Origin of the sequence: Kitasatospora sp. SolWspMP-SS2h, from assembly GCF_003259315.1 — a bacterium.
Classification (GTDB): Bacteria; Actinomycetota; Actinomycetes; order Streptomycetales; family Streptomycetaceae; genus Kitasatospora; species Kitasatospora fiedleri.
Genome location: NZ_QLLT01000003.1, coordinates 1 through 22,574 on the forward strand (window position 1 = coordinate 1; position 22,574 = coordinate 22,574).

A 22,574-nucleotide genomic window follows, 5' to 3' on the forward strand; every position below is an offset into this window, starting at 1 on the left:
CCCGGCGACGGCGCCGACTGGATGACCGGCGGCTCCTACCTGGTCGCCCGCCGCATCCGGATGACCATCGAAGCCTGGGACCGCGCCTCGCTCAAGGACCAGGAGGACACCTTCGGCCGCACCAAGATCGAGGGCGCCCCCTACGGCAAGCAGAAGGAACGCGACACCCCCGACCTGTCCGCGATGCCCGCCGACGCGCACGTCCGCCTGGCCCACCCCGACAACAACGACGGCCTGATGATCCTGCGCCGCGGCTACTCCTTCACCGACGGCACCGACGGCCTCGGCCGCCTCGACGCCGGCCTGTTCTTCCTGGCCTACCAGCGCGACACCCGCAAGGCGTTCGTCCCGCTCCAGACCAAGCTCGCCGCCAACGACAAGCTCAACGAGTACATCACCCACGTCGCCTCCGCCCACTTCGCCTGCCCGCCCGGCGTCCGCAAGCCCGGCGAGTGGTGGGGCCAGACCCTCCTCGGCTGACCCCCCGCCCCGCTCTTCCGAAGTCTGAACAAGGAGAACCGCCGTGTTCGCCAACTACCTGATCGGCCTGCGCGAGGGCCTCGAAGCCAGCCTGGTGGTCTGCATCCTGATCGCCTACCTGGTCAAGACCGACCGCAGGGACCGCCTGCCGCCGGTCTGGACCGGGGTCGGAGCCGCCGTCGCCCTCTCCCTGGCCTTCGGCGCGCTGCTCCAGTTCGGCTCCTCCACCCTCACCTTCGAGGCCCAGGAGACCCTCGGCGGAACCCTGTCCGTCCTGTCCGTCGCCCTGGTCACCTGGATGGTCTTCTGGATGCGCCGCACCGCCCGCCACCTGAAGAGCGAACTCCACGGCAAGCTGGACGCCGCCCTCGCCATGGGCACCGGTGCCCTCGTCGTCACCGCCTTCCTCGCCGTCGGCCGCGAGGGACTGGAGACGTCCCTGTTCATCTGGACCGCCGTCCAGGCCACCGGCGACGGCTGGAACCCGCTGGTCGGCGCGACCCTCGGCCTGCTCACCTCGGTCGTGCTCGGCTGGCTGTTCTACCGCGGCGCACTGAAGATCAACCTGGCGAAGTTCTTCACCTGGACCGGCGGCATGCTCGTCGTCGTCGCCGCGGGCGTCCTCGCCTACGGCGTCCACGACCTCCAGGAAGCCGGTCATCTGCCCGGACTACGCACCCTGGCCTTCGACATCTCCACCACCATCCCCAAGACCAGTTGGTACGGCACCGTGCTCAAGGGCGTCTTCAACTTCCAGCCCGACCCGACCACCCTCCAGGTCATCGTGTGGGCCGCCTACGTGGTGCCCGTCCTTATCTTCTTCTTCCGCAAACCCACCAACCCCGCCGCCCTCGCGGCCGGATCGGTCCCGGACACCACCGCCGCCTGACAGCCTGCCGGCCCCGGGCAGCCATCTCCCGGTTTCCTCGCGGAGGGTACGGGGCTGGGCGTTGATCGAAAGGCGGGACGGATCGAAAGGCACGGACCTGCGGGTCGCCCCGGGAGCATTGCGGGCCCCCGCACCCGGCTGGGGGACGCCCGGCAGGCGGGCCGTTACCGACTCACCGAGGCCGTCCACGATCTGCCGGGCCCAAGGCAGGCTCGGGCCGCTCCAGGGCGAGCAACCGCTCTGCCACTCCAAGGCACACTCGCCGTCGCGGAGCGTGTGGATCTCGGCGAAGAACGAGGCGTCGTTCCGGACGGCCACCGCAGCCAGCACTACCCGGGTGGTTCCTGCCTGGTCCTCGATCAGGGCCGTCGATGGTCGGGTGGTCGTTGAACTGCGCCCAGCCGGCGAACGCCTGGCCGGCCAGGGCGAGCAGGAAGGGCGCGTCGAAGGCCAGCGCCGGCGCGTTGTGGCGCACGAAGCGCCCGGCGCGCGGGAGGGAGCCGTGGTCGGGCCGGGAGGGGAGGTCATCGGTGCATCAGCCCCAGCGCGGTGAAGAAGGCCGGTCCGGCCAGGACGGCGGGGAGGCAGCCGCTGAACATCGTCCGCACCGGGTCATCCCGCCTTCAGGCCGCACTCGTACGGCTGCCCGGGCTGCGGTTCGCAGCCGGCCGCGGTCACCTTCCAGCCGTCCCGCGGCCGGGCCGGGAACAGGGTGTCGTCGGCGAGGACCACATGCGCCTGGTCGCCCCACACCTCGGTGCGCACCGCCGCGCCGCCGGGGGCGACCTTCAGGTCGGCCGCGGCCTCGGGGCACGGCTGGTCGGCGGAGCGCTCCGGCTCCTGCCGGGTGGAGGGGGCGAGCGCCTCGCACAGCGCGTCGCCCTGTCGGCCGGTCAGGGCCCGTTCGAAGTCGGCGGCCGCCGCGTCCGCCGCGCGCTGCCGCTCGGGGAGCTGCCCGCACCCCGCCAGCGCCAGCGCCACCGCCACCGTCACCGCCACCGCCAGCGCCGCCGCGAGCCCGGCGGCGGCACCCGCCCACCGGTTCCTGACCATTCCCACCCCTTCAGCCCCGGTCCCCCGGGGTGCCGTCGGCCACCGCCGTCCGCCGGTTCTCCCTCGTCCCCGCTGTCGCTCCCCTCACCGCCGCATCGATCGCGGCCGGCCCCGGTACGGTCTGCCGGTGTCCGTGGTGATCGGCCCGCGGGCCTCCTCGACCCGGCCGTTCATCGCTCGGCCGGGCCGTGCGGTCGGCCTTCCGGGAGGCGGAGGGCGAGGAGGGCGACGTCGTCGGTGGTGTCGGCGGCGAGGCCGGTGAGGAGTTCGTCGAGGAGGGTGTCGGGGTCCTCGCGGGCGAGGGCGGCGGCGTGCTGGCGCAGGCGGGTGAAGCCGTGGTCGATGTTCTCGCCGCGGCGCTCGATCAGGCCGTCGGTGTAGAGCAGGAGGGTGGAGCCGGCGGGCAGGGTCTCGGCGGCGTTGGTGCGGGGCAGGCGGGTGGTGACGCCCAGGAGGTGGCTGCGGCCGCCGTCGAGGTAGCGGGTGTCGCCGTCGCGGGTGATCAGCAGGGGCGGGGGGTGGCCGGCGACGGCGTATTCGAGGCTCCAGGGGCCGCCTTCGGGGCCTTCGAGGATGGCGTAGACACAGGTGGCGGTGGTGCCGGGGTAGAGGGTCTGCTGGGCGAGGTCCATGCGGTGCAGGATCTTGTCGGTGGGTTCCTGGCGGTCGCAGGCGATGCCGCGCAGCATGTTGCGCAGCTGGCTCATGGTGACGGCGGCCTTGAGGTCGTGGCCGGTGACGTCGCCGATGATCAGGGTGGTGTGGCCGGCGGGCAGCACGAAGCTGTCGTACCAGTCGCCGCCGACCTCGGCGGTGGCGTGCGAGGGGGCGTAGCGGGCGGCCATCTGCAGGCCGTTGGTGGTGGGCAGGTCGGGGAGCAGGGAGCGCTGGAGGCGTTCGGCGATATTGCGGGTCTCGTAGTGCAGGCGGGCGTTCTCGACGGCGAGGCCGACGCGGTGGACGAGGTCCTCGATCAGCGGCAGGTCCTGCTCGGTGAACGGAGGGTGCTGCGCGGTGCGGGTGACGGTCAGCGCGCCGAGGACCTCCCGGTGGGCGCGCAGCGGCGCGAGGACGGCGCTGGCGGCGCCGGTCAGCAGGTCGGCCTGTTCCTTGTCCCACGGATCGGCGTCGTCGGGGGTGAGGTCGGTACCGGTCAGCAGCAGGGGCCCGGCGCCGCGCAGCACGCGGGCCAGCGGGCCGGCGGCCGGGGGCGGCGGCGGGTTCAGGAGCACCAGCTCCTCGCGCGGCGGCGGGCCGGTGGGCGTGCGGCTGACGCAGACGCGCTCGATGCGGCCCTTGGCGGTCAGCAGGTCGATGGCGCACCAGTCGCCCAGGCGGCGCGCCGCGATCCGCGCCACCCGGCGCAGCCCCTCGGTGGCGCTCAGGGTTCCGGCCAGGGCCGTGTTGACGTCGGCCAGCACCGTCAGCCGGTCCAGTGCCTGCTGCAGCACCGCGTCCACGTCGTAGTCGTCCACCCTCCACGCCTTCCCCCGATCGACCGGTTCGAGCACGGCCGCGCCGCGGATGACGTCGCCCGGCCCAGCGGTCCGCCCCCGCGACCACCGCCGGGCGGCCGGCGCGGTCGAGAAACCCGGCGGAGGGAGAGTGGGCAGGGATGGTCGGGGCAGTCGCCGTGTCAGCACCCTCCTCCCCTTCGTGCCGTCAGGCCGCGCACCGATCCGAGGTCACCGTCATGCCGCACCCCGCCACGCATCCGCCCGCGGACAGCAGCCGGGAGGAACGTGCACGGGCGACCGGCACGCCGGTGTGGACGGCAGGACGGGCGCGGGAGGCGGTGAGCCGGGCGCTGGCGGGGACGGCGGGGGCGCTGACGGACCGGGAGGCGGACGCGCGGCTGGTGGTCACCGAGCTGGTCACCAACGCGATCTGCCACGCGGGCGGCGTCACGGGCTTCGAGGTGCGGGTCGAGGGCGGGGGTTCGCGGTTGCGGATCAGCGTCGAGGACGCGGACGGCCGCCACCCGCGCGGCGACTTCGCGGCGCTGCGCGACCCGTCGCGCCTGGGCGGCCGGGGCTGGCCCATCGTGCAGCTGCTCGCGGAGGTCTGCGAGGTGCGCCCGCTGCCGGGCGGCGGCAAGCGCGTCAGCGCCACCCTGGCCCTGTAGGGCCTCCGTGCGACGGCACCGCCGGAGCCGGACCGGCGACCGTCCGGACTCGGCGGTCTCGGCGGTCTCGGCGGAGTTCCGGGCAAGGTGGCGGCCGCCTCGCCGGCATCCCCGACGGATGTGACGGACTCGGCGGAAGCCGCACCCGCACCGGGCCGCGCTCGCCCGAAGGGAGCACCGGCACCGATGCCCGTCCCAGTGATCGACGGGGGGACACGGACCGGGCCCGGGCCGCCGGCGACGGCGCCTCGGGCGGCTTGCTGGCAGAAGCGGTCGAACGCCGTGAGCGGACTGGCCGGCCGCCTGTGGCACCCGCTGCGGGGACCCGGCAGAACGTCGTCGCCCGCCGGACGTGGAGGACCCGGCAGACCTCCCCGACCCCTCCCGGTACGGCCTCCTGACTCTCGACTTGGACCGGCTCGACCACCCCCTCGACGTCATCGAGCAGCTCGTCCCGGAAGTGGAGGTCCTCGCCCTGCCCGTCTCCTCGGAGCCCGCTGACGCGACCGATGCGCTCCGGGCCGGAGCCCTCGGCTCCATGACCAGGGGCGACTCACCCGAAGAACTCCTCTCCGCGGTGGAAACCGTCAGGTCAGGCCAACCCGTCGCTTCCGGGAGCCCGCGCTGATCCGCCGTTCCCCGGGCGACCGGGCCCGCATCCCCCCCGCTTCCGACGGCGACCCGGTCCCGGCGCTCACCGGGTGGGCTCCGCCGGGGCGCGTACGATGCGGTGGGCTGCCCGTCTCGCGAGGCGCGCCGCCAGGAGGACCAGGCCGACGACGGACGGGAGGCGACGGGCGTGGCGCACGGCGCGGAGCAGCACTGGCGCATCGCGTTCGACCCGGACGTGGAACGGCCGGTGACGTGGGGGATGGCCCGTCTGCGCGAGGTGCTGGACACGCTGCCCGACACCGCGCTCAAGGGCGACCGCTACCGCGAGAACGTGCTGCTGGTGGCGTGCGAGCTGCTGGCCAACGCCCAGCGGCACACCCCCGGCCCGACCGCCCTGGACCTGCGCGCCGAGGACTCCGGGACGCCCGGCCCGGCGCGGATGACGGTGGCGGTGACCGACTCGGGCACCGGCCTGCCGGTGGTGCGGCCCTGGCGGCCGGAGCAGCCCAACGGCCACGGGATGCACATCGTGCAGCGCCTCGCCCGCGACTGGGGCGTACGGCCCGTGCCGGGCGGCAAGACCGTGTGGGTCCTGCTGGGTGCCCCCGAATCCTGACACCGGCACGAGCCGCAGGTGGCCTGCCTGTCGCGGCGGCCGAATCCGATCCCGCCGTCCGTCGCCGCCCGGGCGCCGTCCCCTATTGTTTGTCACGACGCAACGGTTCTCAGAGAACGTGAAGGGTGGCCATGATCGACGATGAGGCGTTCACTGTCACCGTGTACGACAGCGATGCCGGGCCGGTCCTGGCGTGCGCGGGCGACCTGGACCTCGACACCGCACCGCAGCTGGCCGCAGCCCTGGAGCACGCGCTGGCCGCCCGCCCCGCGGTCCTGCACATCGACCTGAACGACGTGGACTTCATCAGCAGCTCCGGTCTCAACGTCCTGCTGCACGCCCGGATGGACAGCGAGGGCGCCGGTTGCGCGCTGTGGCTGACCCGGCCTTCGCAGGCCGCCACGCACCTGCTGGAGATCACCGGTGCCGGCAAGGTCTTCACCGTCACCGCGGAGCTTCCCGCCGTCCGCTGACCGCGGCAGCCGCGACCGCGCCGCCCGCGGCGGGAGGGCCCCGGCCGTTGAACGGTCGGGGCCCTTCGTTCTGCTCTCGTGCCCGGTGAACGGGAGCGTGGTGACCGGTACCGCTCAGCTGCGGCGGTGGCGGGCGGCCAGGAGGAGCACGCCGCCGGCGAGGGCCGGGGTTGCGGCGATGGCGGCGGCCGGCAGGGCGGTGGTGCTGTCGTCGCCGGTGGCGGTGAGGTGTCCCGGGTGCGGGGGCGGGGCGGGGTGCGGGGCGGGGTGCGGCGGCGGGGTCGGGGCCGGCGTGGGGGTCGGGGGCGGGGGTGCCGGGAGGCGGTAGGTGTTGTGGACGGTGGCGCGGTGGTCCTGCCGGGGGGTGGTGACGGTGAAGCTCGGCGGGAGCGGGCTGCCGGCGGGCAGGTCGGTGGTGTCGTCGTGGACGGCCTGGCCGGTGGTGGTGACTTCGGCGGCCGGGTCGGCGCCGTTGTCGGGTTCGGTGACGGTGCACCGGGCGGGGTCGAGGAAGCGCAGCGGTTCGGGCAGGTTCGCGGTGCTCTCGCCGGCGGGCAGCACGACGCGGCCGAACGCGCCGTCGTCGCAGGTGACTTCGACGACGACCGGGCCGGGGTGGAGCTCGGCGGGGCCGTCGGTGGTCTTGATGACGTCCAGGGTGCCGGGGGGGTACCAGGCGGTGGATCGCAGGCAGGTGACGTGGGTGCGGTCGGCGGTCAGGCTCGTGGTGAGGGTGTGGTCGGCGGCGGGGGCGGGCTTCCAGGGCGAGGCGGCGGAGCAGCGAAGTGAAGCGCTCCTCCCGATCGGCGGCGTTCTCGTGGAGGCTGTGCCGGCCGGAGAAGTGCGTCACGGCGCGCACCAACGGGTCGGTGCGCGGGTCGCGCTGCCAGCCGGCTCCGCCCCTGGTGGTTGGTGAGCCGGGCCCCGGTCAGGGTCCAGGAGCTGAGAACGGCCGGGGGCGTGTGTACCGGCGGCGGGCGACGGGCGACGGGCGACGGGCGACGGGCGACGGGCGCGACGGTCAGATCAAAGCCTGATCGGAATTTATCGTTTTCGCTCCCGAATCACCCGATCAGGGAGTGGCGCTGTTCGATTTCCGGGCGCAATGATTCACTCTGCCCCCTCCGGGCAATTGCACGTGGGATTGCACAGTTCGCTGACCTGCGAAAGCCCGAAAAAGTATGACCGGAGGGCATGGTCGGCGTTTTTCGTACAAGAGGAGATGAGTCATGGACCTTAGTGGCGAGCACTACAACGGGATGCCGGCGGCTGCCATCGAGTCGCCGTATCCGGCGCAGAAGGCCGTGAAGAGCCAGGGGCTCGGGGAGTGCGTGACCATGCGGCGCCTGCCCGACGGCCGGGTGGCGGTGTTCAACAGCAAAGACCCGGGCGGCCCGGCCCTGGTCTTCACCCGGCCCGAGATCGACGCCTGGCTGGACGGCGCGAAGAAGGAAGAGTTCGACAACCTGCTGACCTGATCAAACGGGGTTTCCCGTTTTCGCGGGAAACCCGGCGTGACGCCGAAGCCCTCCCTGTGTCAAGCTGACCGCGATCATTCGGTTTTTCGCAAGGGGGGCCTCGTGTCCGCTGACCCGTTCGACAGCGCTGATTCGAACGAAAACCTGGAGCCCATTTCCCGCGCCGCCGACCAGGGGGCGCCGGAGTGGTCCATTCCCGCCGCGCACCTCGGCCGCAAGCTGCGGGCCCTGCGCGGCGGTCGGACGCTGCAGTGGCTGAAGACCCGGACCCACTTCTCGGCGTCGAAGCTGAGCCGGATCGAGAACGGGCAGCGGCGCCTGAACAACCCGGAGGACGTCGCCACGATCCTGAACGCCGTCGGGCTGCTGCACGGCCCCGACCGGGCGGCGCTGATGGAGCTCGCGGTCGCCGCGTCGCAGAAGAACCCGCCGGGCTTCCACCGGGACTCCGGCGCCGGGGCGCAGCAGCGGCTCTCCGGGATGGTGTGGCGGGCGGTGCTGCTGATCGCCGTGGACGTGAACGTCGTCTCGGGCGCGCTGCAGACCGACCGGTACATGGCGGCGGTCACCGAGGAGACCGTGCTGCGCAGCCGTCTGCACGAGGCGCCGGCGGCGATCGAGGCGCGCAAGGTGCGTCGGCGGGTGGTGCGCGAGTCCGGGGTCCGGGCGGTGTTCTGCATGCACCAGTCCGCGCTGTACCGCGTGATGGGCAGCCACGAGCTCATGGTCGAGCAGTTGGAGAAGCTGCTGGAGTACACCGAGACCCCGAACATCGGGGTGCGGATCATCCCGGTGGAACTGCCGCTGGCGCTCCAGGTCATGAACCTGACCCTGCTGCACTTCGACACGCCGGACGCCATGCCGGAGCTGGTCTACGTGGAGACCGGCGAGCGGGAGGGGCACTACTACTACCCCGGCGAGGGGGACGCGGCGGCCTTCGAGGACTACAAGGAGGTCCTGAACACGGTCGTGGCCCGGGCCCTGCACCGCGAGCCGAGCCGGAAGCTGATCCGGAAGGCCATCGCCTGGCACCGGGCCCGGATGCGGGGCGATTCGGCCGGGTGACGGGCGCGGAACCGCCGCCGCGGAACCGCGCCCACCGGGCGATGGCCCCGCGCCCGCCGGATCACCGGAGGACGGCCCGCGCCCGCCCGGTCAGTGGACGACGGCGAGGCCGCCGAACTCGATCCACTCGTCGCTGCGCTGCCGGGGGAAGACCTCCCGGTCGGGGCGCCAGTAGGTCACGTCGCGCAGGCCCGGCTCCTCGATCCGCAGCCGGTCGACGTCGAAGAAGGCCCGCACCTCGGCCTCGGTGCGCACCCGGCCCCAGCGCCCGCCGGTGCCCTCCTGCATGAGGCGGGTGACCCCGTCGCGGACCTTCTCGTCCTCGCTGACGAGCTGGCACACCACCACGACGCTTCCGGCGGGCAGGGCGTCGACGGTGCGCCGGATCATGCCGAAAGGATCCTGCTCGTCGGTGAGGCAGTGGGCCACCGACACGAACAGGGCCGCGACCGGCTCCCGGAGGTCGATCATGGAGCGGAAGTCCTCGTGCGCGAAGATCTGCTCGGTCAGCGTCATGTCGGACGCTATCAACGCGACCCGCGGGTTCTCGTCGAGCAGGAGGCCGCTGTAGGCCCGGACGTGGGGGTCGTTGTCGATGTAGACGACGCGGCAGTCCGGGTCGATGCGCTGGGCGACCTGGTGGACGTTGTCCTGGGTCGGCAGTCCGGAGCCGTGGTCGACGAACTGCCGGATCCCGTAGTCGCGGACGATGATCTCGACGACCCGGCGCAGGAAGGCGCGGTTGTTCAGCGCCAGTTCCTTGGTGCTGGGCGCGATCTCCAGCAGCTGCGCGACGGCGGCCCGGTCGGAGGCGTGATTGAACCGGCCGTCGAGCAGGTAGTCGTACATTCTCGCGGCGGTCGGCTTGCTGACGTCGATCTCGTCCGGCAGTGAATCGCTCACGCGTTCCCCCTCGCGTCGCCAAGTAACTTCTGCGCCAGTCAATGTGACGGCGCGTCATGCTATAGCGCGGGCATGGCGAAGCGGCATCACCCGTGCGGGTGGTGCATGGCGCAAGCATGGCGAGCCCTGGCGCGACCCCTGGTGCGGGTCCGCTCCGGCGCGTTCCGAGGGGAGGAAGTGCGCCGGCGCGACCGCCGGGCGGCGGGCTTCGGTGTCCGGTTCTTGGGCGGCGTCCGGTTCTAGGCGGGGGCGTTCCTCCTTCCTTCGGCCAGCAGGCGGCGGGCCACCAGCAGTTCGACGTGCAGTTCGGGTTCGGCGAGCCCCATCAGCTCCGCCGCCACGCAGGCCGGCATGCCGAGGTGCTCGTACAGGAGCGCCGCGTCGGCGGCCCGGGCGGGCAGTTCGCGGTGGAGCGCGTCAGCGCCGGGCCGCGGGACGGCCGCCAGGGCCTCCGCCACCACCTCGCCCAGCACCCGCCAGGCGAACGCCGCCGGATCGGCCGCCAGCACCGCGTCCCAGCTCAACTCGGTGCGCCGCAGCGCGTGCCGGACCACCTGGCGGCTCACCTCCGCGTCGCCCAACCGGGCGCGGACGTACTGCTCGTAGGGGCCGTGGCGCAGCTGGACGAAGGCCGCGTACCCGAGTGCTATCGCGGGCCGGTGACCGGACACCGTGACTCCTTCGACGTCAACTCGACGGAACGGTGACACCCGTTCCGGGCCGGAGGCCCGGGCGGGGGAGGCAACCCGGCGCGTACGGAGCGCGCCGGGGCGCGCGACCGGCCGGACACCACATCCGGTCGGCCGCCGGGAACGTCAGAGCCGGCCGGCCGCGACCGCGCCGACCTGGACGTCCTTCGCCATCCACAGCAGCGCCAACACCAGCGCCGCACGCTCCCGGCAGCTCGGCCCGTCGGCCACCGCGGCCCACCGCAGCGCCGACACCACCAGCGCTCTGCCGAGCTTCACGGGGAACCCGGCCGCACCCGGCCGGGGCGTTCCGTCACCCAACCTCCACATCCTGCTAGCGTGGAGGCTCATCGAGGGCATGATCGCTCGATCCCGAGCGGGTCGTTCAAGCATTTCTTCGTCCTTGCTTGGATCGGCCCTTCGTCGTGGTCGGTGTTGGCCCACCGGCCACGACAACATCACCGGTACAGTGAGTTGCGGCCTTGGTACGCAACGCTACTCCCGCACCTCGCGCGAACCACGCGGAAAAGCCCCCCGTGCAAACGCGGGCAAAAGCCGGGCGGGAATGTCGCTTTTGTCCGCGCCCCTTTCGGCAGCGGTCGAGGCCGCGCAGCCGGACCCGGTGCCGATTCCCGGGCCGGGACCGGTAGTTCGCCGGGCGCGCGATGCCCCGTCTCGTCGACTGCCGCGGGCGGCACCGCCGCCGCCCTCGCGGATCGGGGCCCGGCAGCCGGTGGAAGTGGTCGAGTGCCCGGTCGTCGTCCCCTGGACGGGGTGGACGGGAGAAGTCGAGGGTCGGCGGTTCACCGGAAGGGGCGGCCGGTCGTCGGCGGCGGTCAGCCGACGAGGTGGGCGTAGGCGACGGTGTTGTCCTGGTAGCCGCCGTGGGCGCGGTCGAAGGTACCGCCGCAGGTGATCAGGCGGAGTTCGGGGTGGGCGGCGGGCGCGTACACCTCGTCGGGGATGTCGGTCTTGGGGTAGTTGGTGACGCGGTCGACGGTGAAGGTCGCGGTGGTGCGGTCGGCGCGGTCGACGGTGAGGGTCGCGCCGGGGGTGAGGAGGGAGAGGGGGTGGAAGACGGCGGGGCCGGCGGGGGTGTCGACGTGGCCGGTGACGATGGCGGTGCCCGTCTCGCCGGGGCTGGTGCCGGCCGCGTACCAGCCTGCGGTGGCGCCCTGGTCGAGGGGCGGAGGTTGCAGGGTGCCGTCCGGGCCGAGCGCGAGCGGGATCAGGGTGGTGTCGATGCCCAGCAAGGGGATGCGCAGGCGGGTCGGGTCGGCCCTCGGCATCCCCGGCGCGCCGGTGGTGGCGGGGTCGTCCGGGGCCGGGGTGGTGGCGGCCGGCGCGGGCGGGGGCGGCGCTGGGGTGCCGGTGGTGGCGAGCACGGTGGCGGTACCGGCGAGTCCGATCGCGGCGGCTGCCAGGGCGGCGGCGAGGCCGTTGCCCCGGGTGCCTCCGGGCCCGCGCCGGTCGCCGCCGGGCGTGCCGGCTGCTGTGCTGCCCACGTCGTTCACCGCTCTCCTCGTCGCCATCGCTCCAGGCCGTCCAGAAGACCGTCCAGGGCCGCGGGACACGGCCCTGGACGGCGGGACCGGCGACCGGCGAAACCGGGCCGTGGGGAGCGGGGGGTCAGTGCCGGCCGGTACGGGTGCGGCGGCGGACCACCACGGCACCGCCGCCGGCGGCGAGGGCCAGGGCGCCGAGGACCGCGGCGGCCTGGGTGTGGTCGGACGGCCCGTAGCCGGCCGCGACCGCGCCGCGCGGCACCGCGGCGGAGGCGGAGGCGGAGACGGAGACGGAGGCACTCGGCGGGGCGGAGGCCGAGGCGGCGCTCGAAGCGGAAGCCGAGGCGGTGGTGCCGGCCGCCGTGGACGCGCTCGCCGAAGCGGAGGGCGCGGCGCTCGCGGAGGCCGTGCTGCCGCCGGAGGTGGTGCCGGCCGGCAGGTCCTCGCACGCGATGCCGTCGTTGTCGGTGTCGAGGTGGTTCGGGTCGGAGGGGTCCGCGTCCAGCACCGCCTGCGCCTGCGGCTGCGTCGCGAAGTCCGAGCAGTTCAGATCCGCCGCGGGGGTCAGCGCTTGCGCGGAGGTCACCGAGGCGACCGGCACGAGGACGGCCGCGCCCAGGGCGGCAGCGGCGAGAACGGCGGGAACACGCATGGTCATCACGTTCCTTCACAACGAGTGCTGGGACTGCCACCCATCGTGTCCACGACCGGTCGGCGCGCCACCGGAACGGGCCGCCCCCACCCGCCGAGCGGCGGTCGGCACCTCCCGTTGCCGCCGTACCGGCGGGGTGTCGCGCCGCCGCAGAGGCCCTACCCCTGTTAGCCCGATCGAGGGCCGCCGCACACTGCGGACGGACCCGGCACCGGTGGGTTCGCAAACCGGTGGGTTCGCAAACCGGCGGGTCCACGGACCGGGGGGTCGAATCCGGGGTGCGCGGACCAGCCCGTGCGCGCCGGTGGCGGGTGGGTACCCGGGCGTTCAGGGGACGGCAGAAGCGCTGGGGATGTCCGCCGGAGGCCCGGCGCGGCCGGTGGTCGCGAACGTCGGTGAAACCGCGCCGGAGTTGACCGTGGAGCCTGGGGCGGACACCTTCCGGGCGGTGCACCGGCGGGATTCGGTCGCGGCGCGGGCCGACGGCCACTGCTCCCGCCTCGCCGGCACGGCGGCGACCACGTGCCGCCGCCGGCAGCCGCCGCGCGACCCGTCGCCGTACCGGCGGTGGCGTCCAGTGCTCCGGCCCCGCCCTCCGGTAGGGCGGCGAGCCGCGTTCCGGAGGGTGGGCCCGGGGCGTTCCGGTCTCTCGTGCGGGGGCCGAGGTTCCCGTGGGGGTCTTCGGCGGGCCGGCCGGGCGGGGGGTCAGGGCGGTGGGCCGGCCGGGGCGAGGAGGGTGTGCAGGGGGCGGTTGTGGCGGTGCAGCCAGGCGCGGTAGGCGGGGTTGGCGCCGGCCAGGGCGAGGTAGGCGTGGCAGAGGTCGACCCAGAGGCCGTCGAGGGCGGGGCCGCCGACGGTGTCGGGGCGCCAGGTGAGCAGGAGGCGGACGGCGAGCGGGTCGCCGTGGACGGGGCGCAGGACGGTGCCGGGGCCGGGTGGCGAGGTGGGTTGGCAGGGGCGGACGGCTTCGCCGGAGGCGACGAGTTCGGCGGCGGTGGCGTTGTCGCGGACCTGGACGACGCGCGGGTCGAGTCCGGCTTCGGCGAAGACCCGGCGCAGGGCGGCGTACTCGTGGTCGGCGGTGGGGTCGACCATCCAGGTGTCGTGGGCGAGGTCGGCGAGGCTGACGACCGGTCGGCCGGCGGCGGGGTGGGTCTCGGCGAGGGCGACGAACTGGGGTTCGCGGGCGACCAGGACCCGCTGTTCGGTGCCGGCCGGCACGTGCAGCGGGAAGCCCTCGCTCTCGTGGACGAAGGCGGTGTCGAGCTGTTCGGCGGCGACCAGGTGGAGCAGGGCGATCGCCGAGATGTCGATGTGGATGGTGGTGTCGGTCTCCGGGAGCCGGTCGTGGATGCGGCGCAGCCAGGCGGCGACCGCGCGGCTGCCGACGCTGCCGATCCGCAGTCGGCGGCGGCCCGGTCCGGCGGCCTCGGCACGGGCGGCGGCGAGGAGGGCGTCCATCTCGGTGATCACGGGGCGGGCGCGGGAGAGCACCGAGTGGCCGAGGGCGGTGGGGCGGCTGCCGGTCTGTCCGCGGGTGAACAGCCGTCCGCCGATGGTGCGTTCGATGCGGTGCAGTTGGGTGGTCAGAGACGGCTGGGTCATGCCGAGTCGACGGGCGGCCTTCCGAACGCTGCCGGTGTCCGCGATCGCGCACAGCACCCGCAGGTGTCGGACGTCGAGCTCCATCACGGGAGCATAGCCAGGCGTCCCTCATCTGCCAAGAGCATGTCAAGAGCCGACCACGACCCGTCAAACCGCTTGCTGGGCAAGGGTATTGACCGGTGCTATCGCCGGTTGCCATCTCCGCGCCCCGCCCGCCCTGCTCCAAGCTCGGTGCAACAACCCGTCACCGCGTCCCGGACGGCCTCCCCACGGCCCCGGGGCCCGCGAAAAAATGGAGTCCCCACATGAACCGCTCCATGACCGTGCTCGCCGCTGCCCTCGGGCTGGTCCTCGCGGTCGGCACCGCCACCGTGCCGGCCGCCGCGGTCACCGCCCCCGGCGCCCCCACCGCCCAGGGCTACACCCCGTCCGCGGGCATCGCCGCCAACTCCGCCGAGGAGGCGGGCAACAAGGCGTTCTACGAGGCGGTGATGAAGTCGGCCCGCGCCAAGCAGGCCGCCAACCCCTATCTGCTGACCGTGGCCGTCACCTACGACGCCAGCCAGGCCCCGACCTTCCGCAGCGTCATCTCGCAGAGCGCGCAGATCTGGAACTCCTCGGTCAGCAACGTCCAGCTCCGCTCCGGCACCAACGCCGACTTCCGCTACTACGAGGGCAACGACTCCCGCGGCTCCTACGCCTCCACCGACGGCCACGGGCGCGGCTACGTCTTCCTCGACTACGCGCAGAACCGGCAGTACAGCTCGCTGCGCGTCACCGCCCACGAGACCGGCCACGTGCTCGGCCTGCCCGACCACTACTCCGGCCCGTGCAGCGAGCTGATGTCCGGCGGCGGCCCCGGCACCTCGTGCACCAACCCGTACCCGAACACCACCGAGCGGAACCGGGTCAACAGCCTCTGGGTGAACGGCCTCGCGACCGTCGGCTGACCCCGGCGCCCGCCGGTCCGTCCGCTCTTACCGGACCCCCGTCGGCCGCCCGGCCGGCGGGGGTCCGTGGCGCCGTACCGCTGCCGCTCAGCTGCCGAGCGCCGTCACGAGCGCACAGGTGAACACGGCCGTCACCCACGTCCACAGCACCGACAGCGCCGCGTGGGCGGCGGTCCGCAGCCGGTCGCCGCGCCACAACTCCGGGGAGAACACCGCGAACTCGAAGATCCAGCGGATGCCCCAGAACAGCGTCTGCGCGGCGAGCAGCGCGGTGCCGAGCCGGCCGCCGGCGAGCAGGTCCCGGGTGAGCAGCAGCGGCAGCAGGCCGAGCAGGACGCAGGTCAGGGCGATGAAGAAGAGGTGCACGTAGGAGACCTGGCGAGTCAGCAGGGTGGTTCCGGCCAGGTCGGCGGGCCAGCCGATGAGCCGCGGCAGGACGAGGTGGAGCGCGCCCATCGCGATCAGGGCCGCGCCCACCAGGCGCAGTTGGCCGTCCAGGGTGAGCAGGTGGGTCACGGTGTGCGGCGCTTTCCGGTCGAGGTGACGGCGGGGGTGGTGGTCGGGGTGACGGTGGGGGCCGGGGCGGTGGTCGGGGTGAGGGAGAGGGCGGTGACGAGTCCGCCGATCCGCCGTTGCGCGACGGGGCGCAGGCCCGCTGCGGCCGCGGCCCGGAGCCAGGTCCGGCGGGGGAAGAAGTGCCAGGCGCCGGGGCCGTAGACCGCGGTGTTGGCGGCGTCCCGCAGGTGCTCGACCAGGACGAGGCGGCCGTCGGGGCGCAGGACCCGGGCGAACTCGGCGAAGAGCGCGTGCCGGTCGCCGGGTCGGCGCAGTTCGTGGGCGGCGAAGACGGCGAGGACGGTGTCCGCCGAACCGGTCGCCACGGGCAGCCGGTCCGGCCGTCCGGGGAGGGTGCCCGGGGCGGGCGGCACCAGGCGGCGGGCCCGGCGGATCGAGCCCTCGGTCATCAGGGCCGGGTCGTAGAGGTCGACCACGGTCTGCGGGTGCCGGGGCCAGCGGGCCACCAGCGGCCGGCTGGTCTCGTCGAGGCCGGAGGAGACCACCAGGTGTTCGCCCGGGCCGGTCGGCAGCAGTTCCTCCAGCCAGTCGAAGGTGCGCAGCTCCGAACGGTCGTAGACCCACCAGGTGGCGGCCGTGCCGGTCGCCAGCAGGGCCACGGCGGCGACCGCGCCCGCCCGGGCGAGGCCGGCGGCGGGCCCGGGCAGGCGGTGCGCGAGGGCGAGGCCGGCTGCCGCGGTGAGGCAACCCGCCGCGTACATCGGCCAGTTGTAGCGGACGACCTCCCGGACCCCGGAGAAGGCGGCCGGCTCTCCCGGGGCCGGCGGGGGCGGCTTCACCGTTCGGCCCCGTTCTCGGCGCGGCGCCGGCCGGCGTGCCAGCCGTAGTCGAGGTCGGCGACGTGGAAGGCGTTGGCGAGCACGGGGGTCGTCCCGGCGAAGGGGCCGTGGTCGAAGAAGGCGGGCGGGGTCGGCAGTTCGACGGCGACCGGGGTCGGCTCCCAGTGGGTCCGGGTGGCCTTGACCACGATCATCGATCCGGTCTCCGGCTCGTGTTCGAAGGTGTAGGGCAGCGGGCCGGCGAACCGCCGGGCGTCCTTGGCGCAGGCGAACGGGCTGCCGGCCGGCAGGTCGGCGGGGACGGACCCGAGGTCGGCCCGCACGTGCAGGTCGGCCCGGCCGTCGCGGCTGACGACCCGGAACTCCAGGGTGTCGCCGACGACCCGGCTGCCGATCCGGGCCGGCCGGTAGTGGTAGCGCGTGAGCAGGTTACCGCCGAGGGCCATGATCCGGCTGTCGGTGTCGCTGCGGAGGATCTTCAGCCCGCGCATGGCCCGCCCGCGGGGGGTCGGGAAGCGGGTGAAGATCCGGTACCCGGTGAGCACCCGGTCGGCGCCGAGCCGGGCGGGCAGGAAGGCGGGCCGCAGGTTCCGGGTGTCCACCAGGGCGACGGCGACGAACCCGTGCTCGGTGCCGGTCGGGTCGGTGTAGGTGTCGAGCGCGAGTCCCGGGGGCAGCAGCGGTTCCAGGACGTGCGGGGGCAGGGCGTAGGTGAGGACCAGCGAGTGCGCGAAGTGGGTCCGCATCGGGACGGGGTGGCGGCGCAGCAGGTGCTTCATCGGGTCTCGGCTCCGTCCGTCTCGGTTCCGTCCGTCCCGGTGCGGACGACTCGTACCACGCCCCAGATCATCGACCGGTCCTCGGCGGCGAGTCCCGGCCCGCCGGGGCCCGGTTCGCGCAGGCTGCGGACCACCGCGGTGCCGCCCGGTCGTACCGCGTGCTCGACGGCGGCGCGCAGCCGCCGGGCGAACCGCGGCCCCGGCCCGTCGACCACGTTGGAGAGCGTCACCGCGTCGTAGCTCCCGGCGGCGGACCGCTCCAGGTGCTCGACGACCTCGCCCCGCACCAGCCGCACCCGTCCGCCACCGGCCGTGGCAGCGGCGGGGGCGAGGGCGGAGGCGGGAACGGGCCCGGCTGCGCCGGGGCGTTCGCGGCCGAGCAGCAGCCGCCAGGCCCAGTCGTTGGCCGCATTGGGGTGCCGGGCGACGGTCCGGGCGATCCGCCGGAGCAGCACGGTGTCGAAGCCGCGCGGGAGCGCGCACCGGAAGCCCGGGCGCAGCACGGCGGCGAGCGCCCCGGCGGGCCGCAGGGCGGCGGCGGCGAGCAGCCGCAGCCCGGGGCCGTCGAACTCGGCCGCCCACCGGCGCCGTTGCTGGCCGGGATCGTCGAGGCGCAGGAAATCGGCGACGGACGCGGACCGCCAGGCCGGCAGCAGGGCGGCGGCCGTGGCGCGGCCGAGGCCGGTCAGCCGTTCGGCCGTGCCGGTGACCGCGGGCGCCCCGGCTTCCAACCGGGCTCGGGCGTAGGCGAGTTGGGCAGGGTTCAGGTCGATGGCGGTGACCTCGTACCCGGCCGCGGCGAGGGCGGCGGCGGTGTCCCCGGCTGAGGCGATGCAGAGCACCCGGGCGCCGGGCGGCGGGAAGACCGCGAGTTCGACGGCCGGATCCTCGTACATCCGGCCGAAGAGCACCCGGGGACGGCCGACGGGCCCGGCGAACAGCCGACCCGCCTGCCACGGCGTACCGGCGGCGACGGGGACCGGCGGACGCAGCACGGCTCCGGGCCGGCCGACGGCGGAGGAGACCGCGGGGACGGTCACCACGCCCAGGCCCCCTGCCGCACCACGCTCGCGCGGCGCCGGGCGGCGACGAGCCAGATCAGTGCGAGGAAGCAGAGGTCCTGGACGACCAGCCGCCCGGGTTCCGGGATGTGTCGGGCGCCGAAGAGCAGTCCGCCGGTGTTGAAGCCGACCACCAGGAGCGTCTGCACGACTGCGGCGGCGTGCGGGCGGCGGTCCAGCAGCACCCACGTTCCGAGTGCGACCTCGGCGAGGCCGAGGACGACCAGGAGCGGGGTGACCGCGCCGGTCGGCAGCAGGGGCAGTCCTTCGACGATGGCCCGCTGGTCGGCCCGTCCGGGGAGGACCTTGCACCAGAAACCCTCGTACCACCACATCGATGCGACCGCGACGGCCGGCCACCGGGTCCTTCCGAGGTCTGCCACGATCCCCCCTCCCACTCCCCCGGCCGTCCGCGCGCAGGGCACGGCGGCGCCGGTCCGGACTGGTGTCCGGACCTCGTGGCGCCGATCATGCCGCACTTTTTGAACGTGTTCAACTTACTGGGGACCGGGACTCCTCGGAGTGCTCCGGGCGCTCCCGGCGCGGGGCCGCAAGGCGGAGCGGCTGGGGGTGCAGGGCGGCCGGGTGGGGGCCGTGGCGGGGGTCGAGTTCGTGGAGGATCTGCTGGGTCTCGTCCATGATCGAGCCGTGCAGGGACCAGACGGCGGGGCCGTGGTCGGTGCGGCAGAGCGTCTCGGCGGCGGCGGCGTGGTGGTCGCGGCCCCGTTCCAGGGCGGCCGTCAGGTCGTCGGTGTGCCCGGCCTCGCGGACGTGGTCGCGCTGGATGCGGGCGAGCACGTCGAGCGCGTCGCCGACGGCCTCCAGGACGTCGCCGATCGGCCGGACCCGTTCGCGCGCGTCACTGAGGGCTTCGGCCTCGCGCGGGAACTGGCGCTCGCCGCGGGCCAGGTCGTCCAGGCCGCGGAGCACCGATCCGAGCTGGTCGCAGACGTGGCCGAGGCAGGTCAGGCCCTCGCCCAGCGGGCCGAGCGCGACCGCCGGGTCGGTGCCCTGCCGCAGCCGCCGGGGGTTGAGGCGGATGCCCTCCTCGGCCTGGACGGCCGCCTCCCGGGCCCGGTCGAGTTCGCGGGCGGCCGTCTCCACCCGGCGCAGCCAGCCGTCGGAGGTGCGTTCGTCCCAGCCCTCGCGCAGTCCGCGGGCGGTGTCGTGGGCGATGTCGGCGAGGCGGTGGGCGACCCGGGCGGAGCGGTCCGCGGCGTGGCCGACGTAGGTGGGGGGCGCCGCGACCAGGTTGACCAGGACGCCAGAGGCGACGCCGACCAGGGTGTCCCAGATCCGGACGGGGGCGTACGGCGCGCCGGTGCTGAGCACGAGCAGGACGGTGACCGGCACCTCGGTGGCCTGCTCGCCCAGGCGCAGCAGCTTCCCCAGGCCCAGGCAGACGCCGACGGCGAGGCCGATGGTGGCGAAGTTCGCCCCGGCCAGGCGCAGCAGGCCGAGCGCGGCCACGGCCCCGAGCATGACGCCGCCGAACTGCCGCAGACCCTGCGCCAGCGTCCGGAACACCGTGAGCTGGACGGTCAGCAGCGCCGCCAGGGGCGCCAGCACGGGCTGCTCGTCCTCGCCCAGCAGCACGACCGCGACCTCCCAGGCCAGCGCGCAGGCCACCGCCACCCGGGCGGTCCGCACCACCCCTTCGCGGTGCGCCCGCACGGCGCGCCCGGGGTGGCGCAGCGCGTCCCGGACGACCTGCCGGCCGTCCGCCGCCTTCCCGCGCCACGCCGCCACCGGGCCGGGGGCGGTCACGGCAGGTCGGGCGCCCGGACGAGTTCGGCCGTGCAGAAGGCGCACCGGCTCGCCTGGGCGGGGATCGCGGACAGGCACTGGGGGCAGTCCCGCTTGGGCGCCTGGACGTCCTGGTGCGGGGCGAAGCGCTCGTGCAGCTTGTTGAACGGGAGCACGACCACGAAGTAGAGCACCAGCGCGGTGAGCAGGAGGGTGATCACGGCGTCGATGAAGGCGCCGTACGGGAACTCCACCCCGTGGACGTGGAGGGTCCGGCGGCTGAAGTCGCCGACCGCGCCGGTGGCGAGGCCGACCAGCGGGGTGAGGAAGGCCCGGACCAGGGCGGTGACGACGCCCGAGAAGGCCGCTCCGATCACCACGCCCACGGCCAGGTCGACGACGTTGCCCCGTAGGACGAAACCCCGGAAACCCTTCACTGACGTCCGTCCTTCCCCTTGGTCTCCGCGCGGCGGTCGTGTGCGGTCCGCGCCCGGCGGCCTTCTGCCCGGTCCGCCCGTCCGCATGCCCGACCCGTCCGCATGCGTGTTCGGCCGCAGGCGTGTTCGGCCGCAGGCGTGTTCGGCCGCAGGCGTGTTCGGCCGCAGGCGTGTTCGGCCGCAGGCGTGTTCGGCCGGTCGGGCTGCTCCGGGGCGCCGGGCCCGTGGTGCCCGGGGTGCCCGCGGTGCCCGGGGTGCCGGACCGGGGACGATAGGATGCCGCCGGAGCCGGTCGGGGTGGAGGGAGGGCGTGTGAGGAGCGCACGTGCGGTGTCCACCCTCGACTCCGTCGAAGCGGGTGACCACGTCTGCTGGCTGGTCGGCCCGGACGACGACTTCGCCGTGACGGCGCGGGCCTTCGCCGCCGACGGCGCGCTCTTCGGCGACAAGGTGCTGGTCATCGGCACCCCCGACACCCGCTGGTCGCTGGGCGGCGCGGCCCAGGGCGTGGTCCTCGACCCGGTCGCCGAGCGGGCGGGCGGGTCGGTGTGGGACGCGGCGGCGCTGCTGGAGACGGTGCGCCGGGAGGCGGACACCGCGTGCCGGCAGGGCTTCCGCGCGCTGCGGGTGCTGGCCCGGATGGACCGGGTGTGGCCGGACGGGGCGAGCCCGCGGGAGATCGCCCGGCACGAGCTGGGCCTGGACGACCTGGTGCTCGCCGGGGCGGCCGTCGTCGTCTGCGCCTACCACCAGGTCGGTTTCCGCCCGGCGGCCCTCGACCAGGCCGTCGGAGTACATCCGCAGCAGTTGGGCACACGCGCGGAGGTGCCGGGATTTCGGATGTACAGCGCGGGAACGGACTGCTGGAGCGTGAGCGGCGTGGTGGACTTCGAGGGCGCCGAGGCGTTCCGCACCGCCCTGGACGCCCTGGTCGCCCGTTCCGCCACCGTGCGCCTGCGCTGCCAGGACCTCGAACTGGTGGACGTCGCGGGCATGCGCGCCCTGGCGGACGCGGCGCGCGGGGTCCCCGGCCGCCGGATCGTGGTCGAGAACACGGACGAGACGTTCCGGCGCTGCTGGTCGCTGCTCGGCTACGACGTCCCGCAGATCCCCGTGGAGCTGGCACCGTGAGCGAGAACAGCACGACGCGCCCGGCCGCCTCCGCCCAGGACTCGGCCTTCCGGCACGAGCTGTACCCGTACGACGGGGACGCGCAGTTCCTCGACGGCGCCATGTCCTTCATCCGGGACGCCCGCGCGGGCAGCGAGCCGGTGCTGGTCGCGGTCGCGGAGCCGAAGGAGCGCATGCTGCGCACCGAACTGGCGGGCACGGACGCCGCCGACGGCGTCACCTTCCTCGACGCCGCCGCGCTGGGCCGCAACCCCGGGCGGCTGATCCCGGCCTGGCGCGACTGGGTCTCCAAGGCCGCCGAGGGCAGCCCGGTGCGCGGCATCAGCGAATCCGTGTGGAGCGACCCCTCGCCGGCGGAGAGCGGCGAGTTCGGGTACCACGAGTGGCTGCTGAACCTGGCGTTCGCCCGGTCGCCCGCCTGGTGGCTGCTCTGCCCGTACGACACGGCGGCGCTGGAGCCCGCCGTGGTGGAGTCGGCCCGGCGCTGCCACCCGATGCTCCTCAGCGAAGGGGCCCACGGGCCCAACGGCTCCTACGTCGAGGAGCCCTACGCCTTCCCCGAGCTCACCCCCGCCGCCTCCCCCCACCAGGAACTCTCCTACCAGCGGGGCCGGCTCCCCGCGGTCCGCGCCCACATCACGGCCTGCGCGACCCCGCACGGCCTGGGCGGCACCCGGCTGCGCGAACTGCTGATCGCCGCCTCCGAGATCGCCGCCAACAGCATCAAGCACGGCGGCGGCCGGGGCGTCCTGCGCACCTGGGTGGAGGACGCCGACCTGATCTGCGAGTTCCACGACTCCGGCCACCTCCGGGACCCGCTGGTCGGCCGGCTCCGGCCGACCGCCGACCAGATCGGCGGCCGCGGGCTCTGGCTGGTCCAGCAGCTCTGCGACCTCGTCCGGATCCGCTCCACCGCGGAGGCGGGCACCACCGTCCGCCTGCACACCCGGCTGCCCGAGTAGCCCGCCGG

Annotated in this window: 26 protein-coding genes; 10 read left to right on the forward strand and 16 right to left on the reverse strand. The window is 74.5% G+C overall.

Features of this window, described 5'->3' with window-relative positions; all coding sequences use genetic code 11:
• Positions 1-480, forward strand: a 480-nt coding sequence (locus K353_RS04100) for a Dyp-type peroxidase (RefSeq protein ID WP_146616389.1), incomplete at its 5' end; no start/stop codon positions are given.
• A gap of 43 nt (positions 481-523) precedes the next feature.
• Positions 524-1,369, forward strand: a complete 846-nt coding sequence (gene efeU, locus K353_RS04105) for an iron uptake transporter permease EfeU (RefSeq protein ID WP_111552190.1) — start codon at positions 524-526, stop codon at positions 1,367-1,369.
• Between the two features lie 612 nt (positions 1,370-1,981).
• Here the strand turns inward: efeU and K353_RS04110 are convergent.
• Both K353_RS04110 and K353_RS04115 read right to left on the reverse strand, forming a co-directional pair.
• Positions 1,982-2,422: a hypothetical protein gene (locus K353_RS04110; protein ID WP_233533361.1), complete on the reverse strand. Its 441-nt coding sequence runs from the start codon at positions 2,420-2,422 to the stop codon at positions 1,982-1,984.
• A gap of 170 nt (positions 2,423-2,592) precedes the next feature.
• Entirely contained in the window at positions 2,593-3,897 is a 1,305-nt protein-coding gene (locus K353_RS04115; RefSeq protein ID WP_111552191.1) for a PP2C family protein-serine/threonine phosphatase, read from the reverse strand.
• A 218-nt stretch (positions 3,898-4,115) separates the two neighbouring features.
• Here K353_RS04115 and K353_RS34195 point away from each other — a divergent pair, with 218 nt between their 5' ends.
• From K353_RS34195 to K353_RS04135, 3 genes are all read left to right on the forward strand, one after another.
• A complete protein-coding gene (locus K353_RS34195; RefSeq protein WP_370447556.1) occupies positions 4,116-4,547 on the forward strand; it encodes an ATP-binding protein in 432 nt (143 codons plus the stop codon).
• 730 nt (positions 4,548-5,277) lie between these two features.
• Positions 5,278-5,775 carry an ATP-binding protein gene (locus K353_RS04130; RefSeq protein ID WP_146616390.1) on the forward strand — a complete coding sequence of 166 codons (498 nt, stop codon included), beginning with the start codon at positions 5,278-5,280 and terminating at the stop codon, positions 5,773-5,775.
• Between the two features lie 131 nt (positions 5,776-5,906).
• A complete protein-coding gene (locus K353_RS04135) occupies positions 5,907-6,248 on the forward strand; it encodes an STAS domain-containing protein (protein WP_111552195.1) in 342 nt (113 codons plus the stop codon).
• A 114-nt stretch (positions 6,249-6,362) separates the two neighbouring features.
• Here K353_RS04135 and K353_RS34200 read toward each other — a convergent pair whose 3' ends face one another.
• Entirely contained in the window at positions 6,363-7,052 is a 690-nt protein-coding gene (locus K353_RS34200) for a DUF5979 domain-containing protein (protein ID WP_370447563.1), read from the reverse strand.
• Between the two features lie 425 nt (positions 7,053-7,477).
• Between K353_RS34200 and K353_RS04150 the strand changes: the two genes are divergently transcribed.
• Together K353_RS04150 and K353_RS04155 are read left to right on the forward strand one after the other, a co-directional pair.
• A complete protein-coding gene (locus tag K353_RS04150) occupies positions 7,478-7,726 on the forward strand; it encodes a DUF397 domain-containing protein (RefSeq protein ID WP_111552197.1) in 249 nt (82 codons plus the stop codon).
• A gap of 102 nt (positions 7,727-7,828) precedes the next feature.
• Positions 7,829-8,791 carry a Scr1 family TA system antitoxin-like transcriptional regulator gene (locus K353_RS04155; RefSeq protein WP_158585328.1) on the forward strand — a complete coding sequence of 321 codons (963 nt, stop codon included), beginning with the start codon at positions 7,829-7,831 and terminating at the stop codon, positions 8,789-8,791.
• Positions 8,792-8,881: 90 nt separating this feature from the next.
• On the opposite strand, the gene K353_RS04160 is transcribed toward K353_RS04155, so the two are convergent.
• From K353_RS04160 to K353_RS04180, 6 genes are all read right to left on the reverse strand, one after another.
• Complete coding sequence (locus K353_RS04160; protein ID WP_111552199.1) at positions 8,882-9,694, reverse strand: SAM-dependent methyltransferase; 813 nt, start codon at positions 9,692-9,694, stop codon at positions 8,882-8,884.
• 239 nt (positions 9,695-9,933) lie between these two features.
• On the reverse strand, positions 9,934-10,365 hold the full coding sequence (locus K353_RS04165; protein ID WP_111552200.1) for a hypothetical protein: 432 nt from the start codon (positions 10,363-10,365) through the stop codon (positions 9,934-9,936).
• Positions 10,366-10,509: 144 nt separating this feature from the next.
• Entirely contained in the window at positions 10,510-10,662 is a 153-nt protein-coding gene (locus tag K353_RS34205; RefSeq protein ID WP_158585329.1) for a hypothetical protein, read from the reverse strand.
• Between the two features lie 557 nt (positions 10,663-11,219).
• Positions 11,220-11,888, reverse strand: a complete 669-nt coding sequence (locus tag K353_RS04170) for a class F sortase (RefSeq protein WP_233533362.1) — start codon at positions 11,886-11,888, stop codon at positions 11,220-11,222.
• Between the two features lie 124 nt (positions 11,889-12,012).
• On the reverse strand, positions 12,013-12,546 hold the full coding sequence (locus K353_RS35190; protein ID WP_111552202.1) for an excalibur calcium-binding domain-containing protein: 534 nt from the start codon (positions 12,544-12,546) through the stop codon (positions 12,013-12,015).
• 699 nt (positions 12,547-13,245) lie between these two features.
• Positions 13,246-14,229, reverse strand: a complete 984-nt coding sequence (locus K353_RS04180; RefSeq protein WP_199527980.1) for a LysR family transcriptional regulator — start codon at positions 14,227-14,229, stop codon at positions 13,246-13,248.
• A 221-nt stretch (positions 14,230-14,450) separates the two neighbouring features.
• On the opposite strand from K353_RS04180, the gene snpA reads away from it, so the two are divergent.
• Positions 14,451-15,095, forward strand: a complete 645-nt coding sequence (gene snpA, locus K353_RS04185; protein ID WP_111552204.1) for a snapalysin — start codon at positions 14,451-14,453, stop codon at positions 15,093-15,095.
• Positions 15,096-15,182: 87 nt separating this feature from the next.
• On the opposite strand, the gene K353_RS04190 is transcribed toward snpA, so the two are convergent.
• The 7 genes from K353_RS04190 to mscL form a co-directional block, all read right to left on the reverse strand.
• On the reverse strand, positions 15,183-15,611 hold the full coding sequence (locus K353_RS04190; protein WP_111552205.1) for a hypothetical protein: 429 nt from the start codon (positions 15,609-15,611) through the stop codon (positions 15,183-15,185).
• Positions 15,608-16,372, reverse strand: a complete 765-nt coding sequence (locus K353_RS04195; RefSeq protein WP_146616391.1) for a class I SAM-dependent methyltransferase — start codon at positions 16,370-16,372, stop codon at positions 15,608-15,610. The genes K353_RS04190 and K353_RS04195 overlap by 4 nt, the downstream gene beginning before the upstream one ends.
• A gap of 74 nt (positions 16,373-16,446) precedes the next feature.
• Positions 16,447-17,229 (reverse strand): DUF2071 domain-containing protein, encoded by a 783-nt coding sequence (locus K353_RS04200; RefSeq protein WP_199527981.1) that lies wholly within the window; start codon positions 17,227-17,229, stop codon positions 16,447-16,449.
• A complete protein-coding gene (locus K353_RS04205; RefSeq protein ID WP_199527982.1) occupies positions 17,226-18,272 on the reverse strand; it encodes a DUF3419 family protein in 1,047 nt (348 codons plus the stop codon). Before K353_RS04205 ends, K353_RS04200 begins: the two co-directional genes overlap by 4 nt.
• Positions 18,266-18,625 carry a DoxX-like family protein gene (locus K353_RS04210; RefSeq protein ID WP_111552207.1) on the reverse strand — a complete coding sequence of 120 codons (360 nt, stop codon included), beginning with the start codon at positions 18,623-18,625 and terminating at the stop codon, positions 18,266-18,268. The genes K353_RS04205 and K353_RS04210 overlap by 7 nt, the downstream gene beginning before the upstream one ends.
• Positions 18,626-18,782: 157 nt before the next feature.
• Positions 18,783-20,057, reverse strand: coding sequence for an aromatic acid exporter family protein (locus K353_RS36760; RefSeq protein ID WP_158585330.1), 1,275 nt, complete (start codon positions 20,055-20,057; stop codon positions 18,783-18,785).
• Entirely contained in the window at positions 20,054-20,473 is a 420-nt protein-coding gene (gene mscL, locus K353_RS04225) for a large conductance mechanosensitive channel protein MscL (protein ID WP_233533363.1), read from the reverse strand. The genes K353_RS36760 and mscL overlap by 4 nt, the downstream gene beginning before the upstream one ends.
• Positions 20,474-20,803: 330 nt before the next feature.
• Between mscL and K353_RS04230 the strand changes: the two genes are divergently transcribed.
• Positions 20,804-21,604, forward strand: a complete 801-nt coding sequence (locus K353_RS04230) for an MEDS domain-containing protein (protein ID WP_233533364.1) — start codon at positions 20,804-20,806, stop codon at positions 21,602-21,604.
• A complete protein-coding gene (locus K353_RS04235; RefSeq protein WP_111552211.1) occupies positions 21,601-22,566 on the forward strand; it encodes an anti-sigma factor RsbA family regulatory protein in 966 nt (321 codons plus the stop codon). The genes K353_RS04230 and K353_RS04235 overlap by 4 nt, the downstream gene beginning before the upstream one ends.
• Positions 22,567-22,574 lie beyond the last annotated feature (8 nt).